The sequence below is a fragment of the Bacteroidia bacterium genome, assembly GCA_033391075.1.
Lineage (GTDB): Bacteria > Bacteroidota > Bacteroidia > J057 > J057 > JAWPMV01.
In genome coordinates this window covers 577,905-595,561 of the sequence record JAWPMV010000001.1, presented here as the reverse complement: position 1 = coordinate 595,561, position 17,657 = coordinate 577,905, and the positions used below count along the sequence as shown (strand labels likewise).

Here is a 17,657-nt window from a genome sequence, read left to right as displayed (position 1 = left end):
TCTCAAATGTAAATCTTTCAATTAACGAAAATAGTGTTTTTTAGCTTAAACTACTAAATAGACGGATAAGGCGGGTCCGGGGATGCACGAAATCAAAAAAAATTGATCCCTACTTCCTTTTTGTATTCTCCCAATCCTGTTTTATTTTCCCGCCCTAATAAAAAAAGACATGCCTGATCCTATTTTTGTTTTTGATAAAGATGGAGTAATTGTGGATACGGAGTCGATCAAGCTTCGGATATATGAGGAGATGATCGCCCGGGAATTTCCAGAGAAAGTGGAGGAAGTTCGGGCCTATGCACATAGTACGATCGGAATGCCAAGGAAGGAGAAATTTGCCTACATCTTTGAACATATTATAGGGATGGACAAAAATGCTTCCCGTAAGCAGGCAGAAGATTATGTAGAAGAATCCCTGAAAATTTATAAGCCCATCCTAGCCGAAGCAAAACTGGTTGCAGGGATACCGGAATTTTTCCAAAACACCTCTAATCTGAAATTTGTTTGTTCAGCGGCTCATATCAGTGAAGTAGAAGATCATTTGTACGGGCATACACTTACTCCTTTTCTTCAGGACTGGTATAGTACTAGCAATAAGGCAGAAGTATTGAGTATGCTAAAAAAGAAATTCGATACGGAAGTGATATTCTGGGGAGATACCATGCCGGATTACGAAGCAGCCAAAAAAGCGGATGTACATTTTATTGGCGTAGTATTGCCCGGCATATCCAGACCATTTAAGGAAATGGGACTTCCAGTAATCAAGGACTTTAGCAAACCCAAGAAACTACTCAAACTAATTGACAAACTCGTCTTCTAACAATTTTTGATGTCATATACTCCCCCCATTCGTCTTGAGCTTCCCACCCTCTTCGGGATGAAATCTGTCAATGCTTATTTGTTTGTAGAGCCTGAACCCGTACTTATTGATTGTGGAGAAAAGACAGCTCAGAATATACAGGCGATACGAGAAGGACTGGCCAAAGAAGGACTTGAGATTGGGGATTTGCAAAAAATAATCATCACACATGCTCATGTCGATCATATGGGGGCAGCGGCAAGTCTGGCTAAAGAAAGTGGAGCGAAGGTATATCTCCCACGCTATGCCTGGCCATGGGCCCTTGATTTGTCGGCAATGAGAGAAAGTCGGATCAAACTCATAAAAGACAATCTCAATTTGTATGGTGCGGGACCAGATACCATTGTCCAGCAAACTTTCGCCCGCATATTTCAGGCATTCGGTACTGCCTGGGAAGCTATTCCGGAAAAATATCTCATGAGTTACGAAGAAGGAGATTTTCTGGACATGGGCGGGAATAAATGGGAGGTCCTATATACCCCCGGGCATTGTATCAATCAATGCTGTTTTTACCAGGCAGAAGCGCAACATTTGATTTCTTCAGATATGCTGCTTTCCATTACTCCCAGCCCCGTAATTGATCCCAGTCTGGAAAATCCCAATGAGCGGGTAAAAGGCTTGCTTCAAATGTTGGATTCTTATAAACGTCTGAAAAAACTGGAGATTCAAAAAGTATTCCCGGGTCATTATGAAGCCTTCGAACACGCTCATGACACCATTCGTCAACAAGAGAAGCGAATTCACAGAAGAAAACTGGAATGCTTATCTCACATAGATAATGGCATCCTTAATCCCCATGAAATCTTTACTCAGATGTACGGAAGAAACGTAATTGGATGGGCCATGATGGTAGGATACCTAGATTTACTGGAAGATGAGGGCTATATAAACATAGAAGAAAAAAATTCGAAACTGCAAATATTTCGGAATCGGTTTAAACAGAAATCAAATTAATTTCATATTTTTGTTCTTTTCTAAAGAATTTCGCTACCTTTAGATTGACCTTGTATTTAATAAGATACACGCTCAATATTTTCAGCCAAAACGCCATAACGAGTACTACTAAGAATGCTATAACAGGGATACGTTCCACGGGTATGGGTATTAATACGTATGAGAATCTTATTCTATACGCAGAAGATTCTCAGATCGAACAAGAATTGTTCAAACAAGCTTTGAAAGAGCATGATTTCTCTTTCGATGTCACGTTTTTTAATCATGGTGAAAGCTTGTTAAACTATCTGACAAAATCAGACGGTAATGAGGAGAAATATCCTCTACCCTCTTTAATTATGTTAGATTGGCAAATGCCTGTAAAATCAGGGCTGGAAACACTTGATATTCTGAAACAGAGTAAAAACTGGAGAAATATACCAGTTGTGATCTTTTCAAGCCATGACGACCCTGAGATCATACAACTAGCATATCAGTCATACGCAAACGCCTATATAAAGAAACCGCTTGACTACGATGATCTGCCTAAAATTCTTCTTGCAATAGAGAATTTTTGGATGAAACGCGTGAAACTTGCGCATAAACATACAGATCTGTAGGAAAGCCCGTTAATTAGCTGAATCTTTCAGGAATTTTTGGGAACTTACAAGCAAATTGGAAACTATATATGTATAGGCTATTTATACTTATTCTATTATTTACCCTCTCTTCCTGTAATCTCTTAAAGCAGACCACCTTAAAGCAAGACCAGCGATCAGAGCAATTGATCCAGCAAGGTAAAAGGTATTTGTCCAGCAAGAATTACAGCAAAGCATGGGACGCGTTTGAATTGGCTCGGGAAAGGGAATTTAACCAGGCCAGCACAACGGCGATATTCCTCTCAGGCCTTTCTGCTTATTATCTCAACTATGATGATATTGCTTTACAAAGGTTTGACGATATTATTCAAAACTATCCTCAATCCCGATATGCAGATAATGCCAAGTATCATAAAGGCATACTAAATGCCAGGAGCTTCAATACCGATGCCGACCGCATGCGGGGCCTGGATCTTTTGGCAGAATTGGGATCATCCCGTGATAGTCGCCTCGCAAGAGATTCAAAAGCTGCTCTTCAAAGAGAGCTTTTTGAAAATGCAGATCTCAACCTGCTCAAGAAGTATTTCAACAATGCTCCTGGCAGTATCGAACAAATGGTCATGGAAGCACTGCTCTATAGGGAGTTGATGGCAGGGGATCGGGAAGCTGCAAAAAATCGCTATTCTTTGTATCTGCAAAACAAAGGCAAAGACAGTCCTTTCTTTCAAAAGCTTTTCCCTGAAGAGCCAGAAAATGAACCCATCGAGATTTTTGAGCCTGAGATTTTGCGTATTGCTTTATTCCTTCCGGTCTACGCAAGCAGCGAAAGTATGGGCTATGGGGGAAAGATTCCGGATAGGAGTGTAAGGGGGCTGGAATTTTATGAAGGCATGCAACTGGCCTTGAATGAGCTCGGCAATGCCACTCGTAAAAAGATATACCTTAGAGTATTTGATACCTTTAGAGATACCCTAACGACTCGCACTCAGTTAAAGGAGCTGGATTATCTACAACCTCAATTGATTATAGGAGGAATATATAATGCCACTTCACGCATCATATCTGAGTATGCTGAGGAAAGAGGTATTCCACAGATTGTGCCGATGAGTCCGGCTGAGGACTTGGTTGAAAATAAAAGCTTCACCTTTCTTGCCCATCCATCTGTAAGAACACATGGTGCACGTATGGCTGATTATGCTTTCAATGAGCTCAATCTCAATTACATAAGCATCTTTTCGGATAAATCTAATGGCACCCAGGAATTGGCCGATGGGTTTACCGAAAGATTCAATATGCTGGGAGGAACCGTAGATACGCTATACTTTGGACGTGATTTTAAAGAAGAGGCCCTGGAAGAAATTCCAGACTTGATTGATCAAGTAAAAGATAGTACAGGAGTTTATATTCCTCTTATGGGCAATGAAGAAGCAGCTTCTCTAATCGTGAATCTTTTGAAAAAAGAAGAAAAAGCCGTTAGAGTAATGGGCTCCCCTCATTTCCGTTCGCGCTACACAACTCTTCCGATTGATGTAAAAGAGGATTTCCAAATTCTCTTCAGCACAACTCATCTGGAGACCAAAGAAGACGAAGATTACAAAAGGGTATACATCGAGTATTTAAAACGGTATAAAATGCCTCCTTCAGACAATTCTATCCAGGGCTATGACCTTGCGAAGTTTCTGATAAGTCTGATGGATAGTTACGATCCCAGCATGGGCGTAGGTTTGGAAACCTTCCTTCGTGTTACTCCTGTTGTGAAAGGCTTGCATATCGACTATCACTTTGGTTCTACCCAAAGCAATCAGTCTGTGAATATCGGTCAGTATACTGCAGATGGAGTGAAGCGAGTGAATTAAGCAGTTTTACAAGGACCTAAAAATATAGCATAAAGCCTCTGCCTTTGGTGGAGGCTTTTGCATTTCTTGTCAGTTCGAAGCTGGGGTGCCGATAGTTTGGCGAGAAAACCTGTAGGTATGATCGAGCTTAAATACACGATCTCTCAGCGCGGCATGCCAGAGCTATACCAAGCCTCGAGATGAAGAGCATTCATATAAAAACAAAAAAGCCCTTCATATGAAGGGCTTTTTTTAAGTTTGTAAGCTAATTTATTTTTTAACCGTATCAACCACCGCTTTGAAAGCGTCTGGATGATTCATGGCCAAATCAGCGAGTACTTTACGGTTGAGGCCAACATCGGCTTTGAGAACTTTCCCCATGAAGGTAGAATAGTTCATTCCGTGGAGGCGTACTCCGGCATTGATACGCTGTATCCAGAGCTTGCGGAATTCGCGCTTGCGATTCTTACGGTCTCTGTAGGCGTATAGCCAGCTTTTTTCGATTTGGTTTTTTGCAACGGTCCAAACATTCTTTTTACGACCGAAGTAGCCTTTCGCATGTTTCATCATTTTCTTGCGACGGGCCCTTGCTGCTACTACATTTACTGAACGTGGCATTTTGCTTTTCTTTTAATTGTTAATGGATAAATTAAAATAGGTTTGACCCTAGTCGTTGAGCATTGCATTGATACGTTTTTCGTCCGATGCATCTACTACGGCAAAATGTCTCAGTTTCAGCTTACGCTTCTTGGACTTCTTGGTCAGAATGTGGTTTTTGAAAGCATGCTTTCTCTTAAGCTTCCCAGAGGCGGTTCTTTTAAAACGCTTAGAGGCCCCTGAATTAGACTTCATTTTTGGCATGATAGTGTTCTATTGATTAAAAATTTGGATTGCAAAGGTAGGGAAATAATTTCTGAATCAATAGCTTTTGTATTGAAAAATCATGTCTCCCTGGTAAAGAATCTTCCTTTTATTTTATGGATTTCACTTTATGAGCGTTTTTCCACCTTTTTTAGTAAAGGTGGAGCCAAAAATCGCAGCGCCCAAAGCCAGCCTCACTTGCCGCCCCGACCCCCGATGGGCTCTGCAGGGCCATCGCGTCTGGGTGGGGGGAAAGGCGTTTGGGTATTAGTATGTTAGGGTGTTAGACTGGATGGAGTAATTTATATGCGCATCAAACGCCAACACCCTAAGACTCAAAAACACTAACACGTTCTTCCTTGCTCGACGGGGCCGCGCTGCTGCATCGTGTGCGGGGGTCGGACTTTGCGATGGATTGGCAGCAGCTTGATTTTTGCGATGCCCGCCCTGAATAATTTATGACGGATCTATCTAAGGAAAAGAAGAAGAGAACATTAATAATTATACTAAATACTAAAGCGTCACTCGCCTATTACCTTCCAAACCTCCTGCCTGATTTGAGGAACGACTTCTGCTTCAAACCAGGGATTGCGTCGGCGCCACATGATGTTGCGGGGAGAGGGATGTACCAAAGGGATAAAACCATCATCGCGGTATTCTCTCCAATGCTTGACGGTTTCGGTGAGTGTCTTTTTTCGTCTTTTCCCTAAATAGTATTTGATGGCATACTGGCCGATGAGAAGCTTGAGTTTTACATTTGGGAGTTTAGCCTTCAACTTATCCTGCCAAAGCTCGGCACATAAGGGACGCGGAGGCAAATCGCCCCTTTCACCCTTGCCGGGATAACAGAAGCCCATAGGTATGACAGCCAGATAATTTTCATTGTAGAAGATCTCTTTCTCCATATCCAGCCACATCCGTAATCGGTCGCCACTGGGATCATCCCAGGGGATGCCAGTAGCATGTACTTTGGTGCCGGGTGCCTGGCCTGTCAATACAATCCTGGCTGCAACCTTTCCTGTCAAAACAGGCCTTGGACCTAAAGGGAGATCTTTACAAGCCGTACAGCCCTTAATTTCCGTTATCAGTTGTTCAAGACTCTGATCCATTAGATGGGGGTTGCTTGCTAAGGGCAGATTCTCTCATTTTCTCCTCTTCTTCCTTTTCCTTGGCGAGTGCTTTTTCTTTATTTCTGTGAACAACCCGAACTACCCGGATACTGACTTGATAAAGAAGCAATAGCGGGATAAATATGAGTACTTGAGAAAGTACATCCGGAGGAGTAATAATCGCAGAGATTAAGAGTAAAACAACGATGGCATGCCTTCGATAACTCACCAAAAACTGAGGGGTAATCACCCCGATTTTGGCCAGGAAGTAGGCAAGAATTGGCATCTCAAAGAGGATACCTCCGGCAAGAATAATCTGGGCGAAGAATGAAAGTACATAGCCTATTCGCCAGGCAATGCTGATTTCCCCAAACAACTCAAAGGTGGCCAGGAATCGAATGGAGAAAGGTAATATGATGAAATAGGAGAAGGCTATACCGGCAAAGAAAAGTAGGCTCATCACGAAGACAATCCAGCGGGTGCCTTTTCGCTCATGCTCATGAAGGCCCGGTTTGATAAAACGCCACATTTCCCACAGAATGTAGGGAAAAGAGAGTACCAAACCTCCCACAAAAGAAATCATGATGGATTTCAGGAATAGCTCCGTGGGATGTAACACCTGGTAGTCAATGACAACTTCCTCTCCACAAAATCCAATTTGACAGAGAAACTGATTGATAGGTGCATCACTGGTAAAGGGAACCATGATGATCTCCTCGACAAACCATTTTCTGTATATAAAAAAGTAAATCCCGAATGCCAGAATAGCTATCAATGCACGCATCAAATGCCATCGCAATTCTTCCAAATGGTCGAGAAATGACATTTCACCCTCTTCAATTGGATCATCGGCCTCTTTCTTCTTATTGCCTTGCCTGAATTCTTTGAATTTAGAAACTAGTCCCACAATCTTCTTCCTTTAATGAGCTAATCGAAAATTTATATACAAATATACCGAATTAGAAGGTTAAGCTTGCAGAATTGCATTAGGTAATTACGCAAAAAAATCGAGCTTAAGAGTTTGAGGAAAAAAGCCAGGTATATCCTGCACAGGATAAGGAAACAATACATTTTTATTCCTGTAATTTTTCGGACTTGAGCAGATTGCTAGCTTTTGTTCACAATGATAAGGGGTTTGGAGTAAATGATGTACAGTTTCTAGGGACAAATTCCATTAGAAATCCTTTGTACAAGCACCTTAAAAAAATCCCGACCTTGCTTTGAAGGCCGGGATTATAAAATTTTTTTATAAAGTGTTTACCACTGAAACATAGGGAAAGCTTCCATAAAGGTATTTACCTCTGCTTTCACCTCTTTCAGGCTACTTTCATTATCTGGATCACTAAGTACCTTGTCGATCAGGCCAGCTACTTTCTCCATATCCGCTTCTTTCAATCCGCGGGTAGTCAAAGCAGGTGTTCCCAATCTCATTCCACTGGTTACCATCGGACTTTCTGTGTCGAAAGGAACCATATTTTTATTAATGGTGATATCGGCTTTTACCAGAGACTCCTCGGCAACTTTCCCCGTAACACCCTTATTTCTCAAATCGATCAACATAGAGTGATTGTCTGTTCCTCCCGAAATCACTCCATAACCTTTATCCACCATGGCTTTGGCTAGTGCTTGCGCATTGCGAATCACCTGCTCTCCATAGGTTTTAAATTCAGGTCTCAGTGCTTCCCCAAAAGCGATGGCTTTGGCAGCAATGATGTGCATCAAAGGACCTCCCTGTGTTCCGGGAAATACAGCACTATCGAGTACAGAACCAATTCTTCTTACGGTTCCTTTTCTGGTAGTGATTCCCATGGGATTAGGACCATTCTTCCCTACCATAATCAAGCCTCCTCTGGTTCCTCTCAGGGTCTTATGGGTAGTCGTGGTAACGATATCACAATAGTCAAGCGGATTATCCAATAGTCCTTTAGCTATCAATCCCGCAGGATGAGAAATATCTGCCATCAAGACTGCACCCACTTCATCCGCTATTTCCCGGAATGCCTTGTAATCCCAGTCTCTGGAATAACTACTGGCTCCCATGATGATCATTTTAGGTTTCTCTTTACGAGCGGTATCTCGGACTTCATTCAAATCAACCCTTCCTGTTTCCTGGCTAACTCCGTAAAAGGTAGGTCTGTATAGTTTACCAGAGAAATTTACAGGGGAACCATGAGTCAAGTGTCCTCCATGGGCCAGATTGAATCCTAAAATGGTATCACCTGCCTTTAAGACTGCAAGAAAAACAGCTGCATTTGCCTGGGCTCCTGAATGCGGTTGCACATTCACCCATTCGGCTCCAAAGAGTTCTTTGATTCTTTCTCTGGCAAGCTCTTCTGCTTCATCAACCACTTCGCATCCTCCATAATATCTTTTTCCGGGAAGTCCTTCTGCATATTTATTGGTCAAACAACTTCCGGCAGCAGCCATTACCTCAGGGCTTACAAAATTCTCAGAGGCGATCAGTTCGATTCCTTCTTTTTGGCGCTTTTCTTCTCTTGCAATGATGTCGAATATAGGATCCACAGTTTTAGTTAGAGGTGTATTAGGAATGTGAGACATATATTTGCTGAATTTTTGTTTAAACAGAGGATAAATTTACGGCTTATTTGGTGAAGAATATCCCAAATTTCTGTAGATAATTACATGATAAAGGCATTCATTTTCTTTTTACCTTTTCCTTTTTCAAAGTACACATGCTGCTGAATGGTGGTAGCCAGTTCCAGCCCAATGAAATCGGAAGATACTGGCATCGCCCGGTGGCCTCTATCAATCAATACAGCAGTTTGAATACTCTGGGGTTTGACCTGCAACAGAATAGCTACGACATTGAGCATGGTCGTGCCACTATACAGGACATCATCTACAACAATGATATGCTGATTGGCGAGTTTATCGAGATCTCCGGATAATGTGATTCCAATGCCTTCTTCGGCTTCCCGATCTAATTCGGCATCGATGAGTTCGATTTTATGAGGACAAATCTCCTTCAGAAATCCCTCTAATAGATCGGCAAGGTATCCGCCTCTTTCATCAATCCCTATGAGAACCAGCTTTTTCGCACTAAAATTAGCTTCATATATCTCATAAGCCATCCGCTTCAATCTCGCAAGGATAGCGGCTTCATCCAGAATTTGTACTTTATCTGCCGTCATAGTGCTGATTTAAGAAATGCAATTAACGAAATAGATAGCTGATAAAACAAAGAAAGGGACCGAAGTCCCTTTCTTTTGTATACTAAATCAAGTATTAGTCTGCGTAGGCACGGTAGCGAGGACCTGAGTTCCGCTCCATCCGGGCTTCGTGTTCTTCTTTGGAACCTACAATAATGTCCTGGTACTTGCGAAGACCAGTACCTGCTGGTACAAGGTGTCCAACGATCACGTTTTCTTTCAAACCAAGCAAATGGTCGATTTTCGCTGTGATCGAAGCTTCACTGAGTACTTTGGTAGTTTCCTGGAAGGAAGCAGCTGACAACCAGCTCTTAGTTCCGAGTGAAGAACGGGTAATACCCATCAACACTGGCTTACATACTGCAGGTCTTACTTCGCGAGCCACGGCAAGTTTCATGTCATTTCTGCGGAGGTAAGAGTTCTCATCACGCAGCTTACGCTGAGAAATGATCTGCCCTGTTTTCAGTACGTTTGATTCACCGGGGTCATCAACAACCAATTTATCGAAGATCCAGTCATTTTCTTCCTGGAAGTCCAGTCTGTTTACTACTTCTTTTTCAAGGAAGATAGTATCACCCGCATCCACGATTTCTACTTTCTGCATCATCTGACGTACGATTACCTCGATATGTTTATCGTTAATCGGTACCCCCTGCATACGGTAAACCTCCTGAATCTCATTTACGATATAAGCCTGTACGGCACTAGGACCTTTGATTGCCAGGATATCCTTAGGAGCGGTTGCACCATCAGATAATAATTCTCCTGACATCACATAGTCTCCATCGTGAACGAGAATGTGTTTCTTCAGAGAAACCATGTATTTCTTCTCATCAGACTCATCGGGAGCTGTGATGAATACCTCTCTGTTACCACGTTTGATACCTCCCAGTCTAACGATACCTTCAATAGCTGTTACTACTGCAGGGTTAGAAGGGTTACGGGCTTCGAAAAGCTCGGTAACACGAGGAAGACCACCCGTAATATCCGCTGTTCCCCCACCAGAGCGAGGAATCTTAACCATTACCTTACCCGCAGTAACTTTCTCCATATCATCTACCACCAGGTGAGCACCTACAGGCAGGTTGTATGAACGAAGTTCTTCACCCGCCTCGTTTACAACGTGGATGGTTGGGTTGATGGTCTTATCACGGCTATCTATGATAACTTTCTCTTTGTGTCCAGTTTGATCATCAGTGTCCTCCAGGAAGGTTACCCCATCTTTCACATCTTCCATTTCAACTTTACCGTTGAACTCGGAGATGATCACGGAGTTATAGGGATCCCAGTTACACATGAGAACACCTTTCTTGATCTTTTGCTTGTCTTTTACATAGACTCTGGATCCGTAAGGAACTTTATTCGAGAAGAGTATACGAGATTGGTCATCAAGAATCTTCAGTTTACCAGCTCTACTGATAACAACTTTGATGGTGTCTCCATCCTCTTCACGCTCAACAACTTTCACATTTTCGAGCGCGATCTTTCCTTCGAATTTAGAGATCAACTGGCTACCAGAGGCAACACGCTGAGCGATACCACCCACGTGGAAGGTACGCAGCGTAAGCTGAGTTCCTGGCTCACCAATAGACTGAGCAGCTACTACTCCTACTGCTTCTCCGGTTTGCACCAGTTTTCCAGTAGCGAGGTTACGTCCGTAGCATTTTGCACATACTCCCTGACGAGATTCACACGTCAATACAGAGCGAATCTCTACACTTTCAATGGTAGAATCTTCAATCTCTGCGGCAATAGCTTCAGTTATTTCTTCGCCTGCTTCCACAATCTTTCTCTCAGGATCAAGTGGATCAAACACATCGTCCAGAGAAACACGACCGAGGATACGCTCACCCAAAGGCTGAATCACGTCCTCGTTCTCTTTCAAGGCAGAAGTAGTCAATCCTCTCAGTGTACCACAATCGTGCTCTGTAATGATCACATCCTGTGCTACGTCCACAAGACGACGAGTCAGGTAACCTGCATCCGCTGTTTTAAGGGCGGTATCTGCAAGACCTTTACGTGCACCGTGGGTAGAGATAAAGTACTCAAGTACTGAGAGTCCTTCTTTAAAGTTTGCCAGAATCGGGTTTTCAATGATCTCACCGGCAGATCCCTTGAGGGTTTTTTGCGGTTTGGCCATCAATCCCCTCATACCTCCAAGCTGACGAATCTGCTCTTTGGAACCCCTTGCACCAGAATGGAACATCATGTAGATGTTATTGAATCCATCCTTATCGGTAGCAAGCTGCTTCATTAGCGTCTCCGTAAGAGAAGTATTGGTATGTGTCCAGATATCAATTACCTGGTTGTAACGTTCGTTTTCCGTGATGAGACCCATTCCATAGTTCATCGCAACTTCTTCGATCTTGGCTTCTGCCTCTTTGATCAAAGAATCCTTTGCCTTTGGAATAATCACCTCATCCAAGGCGAATGAAAGTCCTCCTGTAAATGCTTCTCTAAACCCGAGGTCTTTGAGATCATCCAGGAATTTAACCGTATCAACCAATCCTGCCTTACGGAAGATATCACCGATAACGGTACGCATGGTTTTCTTGGAAAGCAGAATATTTACGTAACCCGCTTTTTTCGGTACAATCTTGTTAAACAAGACTCTTCCAACTGTGGTTTCGATATATTCAGTTTCTTCCTCACCATTTTCATTCAGGATATATTCACCATTCTCATCCTGCTTTCTCAATCGTACTTTAATGATGGCGTGTTTTGCAACAACTCCTTCATTGTAAGCGATTTCAACTTCTTCAGAACCACCGAAGAGGAGTCCTTCTCCTTTTTGCTTGGGTCTACCTTTGGTGAGGTAGTATACTCCCAATACCATATCCTGAGTAGGCAGGGTAATCGGAGAACCGTTTGCAGGGTGAAGAATGTTATGACTGGCAAGCATCAAAACGATAGCTTCCAGACAAGCTTCATTGCTCAAAGGAACGTGAACCGCCATCTGGTCTCCGTCAAAGTCAGCGTTGAAACCTGTACATACCAAGGGGTGCAGGTTGATCGCTTTTCCTTCCACCAGGCGAGGCATAAATGCCTGAATACCCAAACGGTGAAGGGTTGGAGCACGGTTTAGCAGAACCGGGTGTCCTTTCAGAATATTTTCCAGAATATCCCAGATCACCGGATCACGACGATCTACGAGTTTCTTCGCACTTTTTACTGTCTTAACAATTCCCCTTTCGATCAGCTTTCTGATAACGAATGGTTTGAAAAGCTCAGCAGCCATAGACTTGGGAAGTCCACATTCGTGAAGCTTCAGCGTAGGTCCTACTACGATCACAGAACGACCGGAGTAATCTACACGTTTTCCAAGCAGGTTCTGACGGAAACGACCCTGCTTACCTTTGAGCATATCACTCAAAGATTTGAGGGCTCTGTTGGAGTCAGAGCGAACTGCATTAACTTTTCTGGTATTGTCGAAGAGAGAGTCAACTGCTTCCTGAAGCATCCTTTTCTCATTACGAAGGATTACTTCTGGTGCTTTGATCTCAATCAGACGCTTAAGTCTATTATTACGAATGATTACCCTACGGTAAAGATCATTCAAGTCAGAAGTTGCGAAACGTCCACCTTCCAGCGGGACTAGGGGTCTCAATTCGGGAGGAATGACGGGTACAATTCTGACAACCATCCACTCAGGGCGGTTCTCTATACGACGGTTAGCTGCACGGAAGGCCTCAACAATTTTCAGACGCTTAAGTGCGTCATTCTTTCTTTGCTGAGAAGTTTCAGTAGCTGCTTTCTGACGAAGAGTATAAGAAAGATCATCCAGATCAATGGTAGAAAGAATTGCCTCAAGGGCTTCTGCTCCCATTTTAGCCAGGAATTTTTCCGGATCATCATCTGGAAGCATCTGGTTTTCTTTGGGAACTGTTTCCAGCATATTCAGGTATTCTTCCTCGGTAAGGAAGTCCATCCTTGCAATGCCTTCTTTCTCCATGATACCAGGATTTATAACGACATAGCGTTCGTAATAAATAATCTGGTCAAGTTTCTTCCCTGTAAGACCGAGCAAGTAGCCAATCTTGGAAGGAAGTGTACGGAAGTACCAGATATGAGCTACCGGTACCACCAATTGGATATGGCCCATTCTTTCACGTCGCACCTTCTTCTCAGTTACCTCTACACCACAACGATCACAAATGATGCCTTTATATCGAATACGCTTATACTTACCACAGTGACATTCATAGTCCTTTACAGGACCGAATATACGTTCGCAGAACAATCCATCCTTTTCCGGCTTATAAGTCCTATAGTTGATGGTCTCAGGTTTTAAGACCTCACCATTGGAGCGGTTAAGGATAGCCTCCGGCGAAGCGAGACTCACGGTGATACGCTTGAAATCACTGCTTATTTTGGTATTCTTAGCGATGGGCATATGTTACCTCCAATAATTAATTTTCAAACAATTAGTCTAATGTTACCTCTAGAGCCAGACCACGAAGCTCATGAATCAATACGTTGAATGATTCAGGGATACCCGGGTAAGGCAATACATCACCTTTCACGATAGATTCGTACACTTTCGCACGACCTATCACATCATCCGACTTGACAGTCAGCATCTCTCTCAAGATGTGAGCTGCACCAAAGGCCTCCAGGGCCCATACTTCCATCTCACCAAAACGCTGACCACCAAACTGAGCTTTACCACCCAGAGGCTGCTGCGTAATGAGCGAGTATGGTCCGATGGAACGGGAGTGCATCTTATCGTCAACCAAGTGAATCAGTTTCAGCATGTAGATAATACCCACGGTAGTTTTCTCACTGAAGTCCTCTCCAGTCTGACCATTGATCAGCTGAGCAACCCCATAATCGGGTAATTTTGCCTTTTTGATATACTTGTTAACATCTTCGACACTCGCACCATCAAAGATAGGTGTAGCAAATTTTACGCCTAGTTTTTTACCGGCCCATCCCAAAATGGTTTCATATACCTGTCCCAGGTTCATACGGGAAGGTACACCAAGCGGGTTGAGTACGATATCAACTGGAGTTCCATCTGGCAAGAATGGCATATCTTCCACAGGAACAATACGAGATACTACCCCTTTGTTTCCGTGGCGCCCAGCCATTTTATCACCTACTTTCAGTTTACGTTTTTTGGCAACATAAACCTTGGCGAGTTTCAAAATACCGGAAGGAAGCTCATCTCCAACACGGATCTGATACTCTTCTCTTCTGAAGCTACCTTCAATCAGGTCATAACGACGCTTATGATTTCTGAAGAGGTGCTCGATATTCTTGTTAAGATCATCATCTCCTGTCCATCCGGTTGGGACGATATCCAGGAAGATGAGAGAAGAAAGTCCTTTTTCCGTGAATTTCTTTCCACTAGGAATAACTTCTTCGTTGAACTTATTCTTAACTCCTTTTGATTTATGATCTCCTAAGAGTCCGAGAAGCTTGGAAACCATGGTGTTATTCAACTCCATGAGCTCGTTATTGTAGCGCTCTTCCAATCCTTGAAGGAGCTTCTTATCACGAGCTTTCGCTTTGCTTTCTTTCTTTTCTTTAGAGAAAAGTTTTTTATCAATAACTACCCCAGCAATAGAAGGAGGTACACGGAGAGATGCATCTTTTACGTCTCCCGCTTTGTCTCCAAAGATTGCACGCAGCAGTTTTTCTTCTGGAGTAGGATCAGATTCTCCCTTAGGAGTAATCTTACCAATCAGGATGTCGCCAGGATTTACTTCAGCTCCAACACGGATCAATCCATTTTCATCCAAATGTTTGATCGCATCTTCACTTACGTTAGGAATCTCACGGGTAAGTTCTTCTTCCCCTCGCTTGGTATCTCTAACCTGCAATTCAAACTCCTCGATGTGTAGAGATGTATAAACATCCTCAGCAACTACACGCTCAGAAATTACGATGGCATCCTCAAAGTTATATCCCTGCCAGGGCATGAAGGCCACCAGGAGGTTCTTACCGAGTGCCAATTCGCCATCTTCTGTTGCGTATCCATCTGCAACCACATCTCCAGCTTCAACCTTATCTCCCACTTTTACAACCGGACGAAGGTTGATACAAGTGTTTTGGTTGGTTCTGGAGAATTTGGGAAGCATGTAGGTAACTACATTAGAATTGAAGCTAACAAGATCGTCAATAGCAGAGCGATCATAGTTAATAACAATTTTACTTCCATCCACATACTCGATAACCCCTTTGCCCTCTGCTTTCATCATGGAGCGAGAGTCCAGGGCTACTTTTTCCTCAATACCTGTACCTACAATAGGTGCTTCCGGTTTGAGGAGAGGTACTGCCTGACGTTGCATGTTTGATCCCATCAAGGCACGGTTTGCATCATCATTTTCCAGAAATGGAATCAGAGATGCAGCCACACTCACGATTTGGTTGGGCGCAACGTCCATATATGCTACGTCATTAGGCTCAACTACCGGGAAGTCACCCATTTTACGGGCTTTGACTTTGGGATTCATGAATTTCCCATCCTCTGTAATCGGCGCATTTGACTGTGCGATAATGATTTGGTCTTCTTCTTCTGCACTCAGGTAAGTCGCATTAGGCGAAACTACCCCTTCTTCAACTTTTCTATATGGGGTTTCTATGAATCCCATATCGTTGATTTTGGCATAGGTACAAAGAGAAGAGATCAATCCAATGTTTGGACCTTCCGGAGTCTCAATCGGACAAAGACGCCCGTAGTGAGTATAGTGAACGTCCCTTACTTCGAAACCGGCTCTTTCACGAGAAAGTCCCCCTGGTCCCAAAGCTGATACTCTTCTTTTGTGAGTAAGCTCAGAGAGTGGGTTCGTTTGATCCAGAAACTGGCTCAACTGGTTGGTTCCAAAGAAGGAGTTAATAACACTGGAAAGTGTCCTTGCATTGATCAGGTCTGCCGGAGTAAAGATCTCATTGTCGCGAATGTTCATTCTTTCACGAATGGTACGCGCCATACGAGCGAGACCTACACTAAACTGAGAGTACAATTGCTCCCCAACAGTACGGATACGACGATTGCTCAAGTGGTCAATGTCGTCCACATTCATTTTACTGTTTTGAAGCTCAACCAGGAATTCAACAATTTTGATGATGTCCTGCTTGGTCAGTACCTGACTGTCTTCTTCAAATACTCCGTGCAATTTTTTGTTCAAACGATAGCGACCTACTTCTCCGAGGTCATAACGCTTATCGCTAAAGAACAATTTATCAATTACTCCACGAGCCGTTTCTTCATCTGGCGGCTCAGCATTTCTCAGCTGGCGATAGATGAGGTCAACTGCCTCAGACATGGAGTTAGAATTATCTTTTTGGAGGGTGTTGTAAATGATGGAGTACTCAGCGGCACTAGCATCACTTGCAACCAGGATCATAGAAGCTACCCCAGAATCAAGAATGTCTTCATAATCTTCTTTAGCGATCACATGATCCCTTTCGAAGAGTACTTCATTTCTGGTAATAGATACTACTTCACCTGTATCTTCATCAACAAAGTCTTCCGTCCAGGTTCTCAAGATCCTGGCGGCTAACTTTCTTCCGATACTTTTCTTTACACTCGCCTTATTGATCTTCACCTCTTCTGCGAGGCCGAAAATCTCAAGGATGTCTTTATCGGAGCTATATCCGATTGCACGCATCAGAGTTGTGACCGGGAATTTCTTCTTACGGTCGATGTATGCGTACATGACATTATTTACATCAGTTGAGAATTCTACCCATGATCCTTTGAAAGGAATGATACGGGCAGAGTACAACTTTGTACCATTTGCATGGAATGACTGGCCAAAGAACACACCGGGGGAACGATGCAGCTGACTTACTACTACTCTTTCAGCCCCATTGATAATGAAGGTACCTTTTCCGGTCATATAAGGAATATTACCTAAGTAAACTTCCTGGGTAACCGGTTCAAAGTCTTCATTCTCAGGGTCTGTACAGTAGAGAAAGAGCTTTGCTTTGAGTGCTACGGAATGAGTAAGACCTCTCGCCTTACATTCTGATAAAGAATATCTGGGAGGATCAATGTAATAGTCCAAAAACTCAAGAACAAAGTTTTCCCGCGCATCGGTAATCGGGAAATTTTCTTTAAATACCTTGAACAGTCCTTCTTCTCTTCTTTTGTCTGGTGGGGTATCAACTTGCAAAAATTCTTGAAATGAACGGAGTTGTACTTCAAGAAAATCCGGATAGTCGATCACCTTGTTTATCTGGGAGAAGGAAATCCGTTTCGGCTGCTTTGTGCTACTCAAATTGCTATCGGTTTAGTGGGTTGAAGACACAAATTTTACTGCTTGGATATTGCGAATCATGGT

General features: G+C 43.1%; 12 protein-coding genes. 4 read left to right on the top strand and 8 right to left on the bottom strand.

The genetic code is table 11. The annotated features are described in order from the left end of the window. The first annotated feature begins 169 nt into the window (after nucleotides 1-169). The 4 genes from R8P61_02305 (at nucleotide 170) to R8P61_02290 (ending at nucleotide 4,247) form a co-directional block, all read left to right on the top strand. Nucleotides 170-820 (top strand): HAD hydrolase-like protein, encoded by a 651-nt coding sequence (locus R8P61_02305; GenBank protein ID MDW3645875.1) that lies wholly within the window; start codon nucleotides 170-172, stop codon nucleotides 818-820. Nucleotides 821-829: 9 nt separating this feature from the next. Then, a complete protein-coding gene (locus tag R8P61_02300; GenBank protein MDW3645874.1) occupies nucleotides 830-1,813 on the top strand; it encodes an MBL fold metallo-hydrolase in 984 nt (327 codons plus the stop codon). 143 nt (nucleotides 1,814-1,956) lie between these two features. Continuing rightward, nucleotides 1,957-2,412, top strand: coding sequence for a response regulator (locus R8P61_02295; GenBank protein MDW3645873.1), 456 nt, complete (start codon nucleotides 1,957-1,959; stop codon nucleotides 2,410-2,412). 68 nt (nucleotides 2,413-2,480) lie between these two features. Next, a complete protein-coding gene (locus tag R8P61_02290) occupies nucleotides 2,481-4,247 on the top strand; it encodes an ABC transporter substrate-binding protein (GenBank protein MDW3645872.1) in 1,767 nt (588 codons plus the stop codon). Nucleotides 4,248-4,496: 249 nt separating this feature from the next. Here R8P61_02290 and rplT read toward each other — a convergent pair whose 3' ends face one another. From rplT to rpoB, 8 genes are all read right to left on the bottom strand, one after another. After that, entirely contained in the window at nucleotides 4,497-4,844 is a 348-nt protein-coding gene (gene rplT, locus R8P61_02285; protein ID MDW3645871.1) for a 50S ribosomal protein L20, read from the bottom strand. Nucleotides 4,845-4,892: 48 nt separating this feature from the next. Next, on the bottom strand, nucleotides 4,893-5,087 hold the full coding sequence (rpmI, locus tag R8P61_02280; protein ID MDW3645870.1) for a 50S ribosomal protein L35: 195 nt from the start codon (nucleotides 5,085-5,087) through the stop codon (nucleotides 4,893-4,895). A gap of 521 nt (nucleotides 5,088-5,608) precedes the next feature. Then, nucleotides 5,609-6,196: a uracil-DNA glycosylase family protein gene (locus R8P61_02275; protein MDW3645869.1), complete on the bottom strand. Its 588-nt coding sequence runs from the start codon at nucleotides 6,194-6,196 to the stop codon at nucleotides 5,609-5,611. Then, complete coding sequence (tatC, locus tag R8P61_02270; protein ID MDW3645868.1) at nucleotides 6,180-7,103, bottom strand: twin-arginine translocase subunit TatC; 924 nt, start codon at nucleotides 7,101-7,103, stop codon at nucleotides 6,180-6,182. Before tatC ends, R8P61_02275 begins: the two co-directional genes overlap by 17 nt. 350 nt (nucleotides 7,104-7,453) lie before the next feature. Further along, on the bottom strand, nucleotides 7,454-8,755 hold the full coding sequence (gene glyA, locus R8P61_02265) for a serine hydroxymethyltransferase (protein MDW3645867.1): 1,302 nt from the start codon (nucleotides 8,753-8,755) through the stop codon (nucleotides 7,454-7,456). An 80-nt stretch (nucleotides 8,756-8,835) separates the two neighbouring features. Then, nucleotides 8,836-9,348 carry a phosphoribosyltransferase family protein gene (locus R8P61_02260; GenBank protein MDW3645866.1) on the bottom strand — a complete coding sequence of 171 codons (513 nt, stop codon included), beginning with the start codon at nucleotides 9,346-9,348 and terminating at the stop codon, nucleotides 8,836-8,838. Nucleotides 9,349-9,442: 94 nt separating this feature from the next. Continuing rightward, complete coding sequence (gene rpoC / locus R8P61_02255; GenBank protein MDW3645865.1) at nucleotides 9,443-13,759, bottom strand: DNA-directed RNA polymerase subunit beta'; 4,317 nt, start codon at nucleotides 13,757-13,759, stop codon at nucleotides 9,443-9,445. Nucleotides 13,760-13,790: 31 nt separating this feature from the next. Next, nucleotides 13,791-17,594, bottom strand: coding sequence for a DNA-directed RNA polymerase subunit beta (gene rpoB, locus R8P61_02250; protein MDW3645864.1), 3,804 nt, complete (start codon nucleotides 17,592-17,594; stop codon nucleotides 13,791-13,793). Between the last annotated feature and the right edge of the window lie 63 nt (nucleotides 17,595-17,657).

What these genes read in the sequence shown, in the direction of transcription:
- R8P61_02305 (MDW3645875.1), top strand. Translation starts at nt 170, where the DNA reads ATGCCTGATCCTATTTTTGTTTTTGATAAAGATGGAGTAATTGTGGAT.
- R8P61_02300 (MDW3645874.1), top strand. Translation starts at nt 830, where the DNA reads ATGTCATATACTCCCCCCATTCGTCTTGAGCTTCCCACCCTCTTCGGG.
- R8P61_02295 (MDW3645873.1), top strand. Translation starts at nt 1,957, where the DNA reads ATGGGTATTAATACGTATGAGAATCTTATTCTATACGCAGAAGATTCT.
- R8P61_02290 (MDW3645872.1), top strand. Translation starts at nt 2,481, where the DNA reads ATGTATAGGCTATTTATACTTATTCTATTATTTACCCTCTCTTCCTGT.
- rplT (MDW3645871.1), bottom strand. Translation starts at nt 4,844, where the DNA reads ATGCCACGTTCAGTAAATGTAGTAGCAGCAAGGGCCCGTCGCAAGAAA.
- rpmI (MDW3645870.1), bottom strand. Translation starts at nt 5,087, where the DNA reads ATGCCAAAAATGAAGTCTAATTCAGGGGCCTCTAAGCGTTTTAAAAGA.
- R8P61_02275 (MDW3645869.1), bottom strand. Translation starts at nt 6,196, where the DNA reads ATGGATCAGAGTCTTGAACAACTGATAACGGAAATTAAGGGCTGTACG.
- glyA (MDW3645867.1), bottom strand. Translation starts at nt 8,755, where the DNA reads ATGTCTCACATTCCTAATACACCTCTAACTAAAACTGTGGATCCTATA.
- R8P61_02260 (MDW3645866.1), bottom strand. Translation starts at nt 9,348, where the DNA reads ATGACGGCAGATAAAGTACAAATTCTGGATGAAGCCGCTATCCTTGCG.
- rpoC (MDW3645865.1), bottom strand. Translation starts at nt 13,759, where the DNA reads ATGCCCATCGCTAAGAATACCAAAATAAGCAGTGATTTCAAGCGTATC.